This is a genomic window from Bradyrhizobium sp. 25ACV (assembly GCF_054863005.1).
Genome location: NZ_JAVAYO010000058.1, coordinates 1 through 302 on the forward strand (window position 1 = coordinate 1; position 302 = coordinate 302).

General features: G+C 64.6%; 1 protein-coding gene. It reads right to left on the reverse strand.

Annotated elements, in window-relative coordinates:
- Positions 1-2: 2 nt before the first annotated feature.
- On the reverse strand, positions 3-302 hold a 300-nt coding region (locus RAD04_RS38560), incomplete at its 5' end, for an ATP-binding cassette domain-containing protein (protein ID WP_461627951.1).

A 302-nucleotide genomic window follows, 5' to 3' on the forward strand; every position in this document is an offset into this window, starting at 1 on the left:
CCTCAGTAACCCAGATAGGATTTGCGGATTTCTTCGTTGTTCGCGATGTCCTTGGCGTTGCCCGACATCACGATGCGGCCGGTCTCGATCACATAGGCCTGGTCGGCGAGCTCCAGCGCGAGCTGGGCGTTCTGCTCGACCACAAGGATCGACACCTTGTCCTCGCGGTTGATCTTGCCAAGGATGCCGAACAGGTCGCGCACCACCAGCGGCGCGAGGCCGAAAGAGGGCTCGTCCAGCAGCATCAGCCGCGGCCGCAGCATCAGGGCGCGGGCGACCGCGAGCATCTGCTGCTCGCCGCC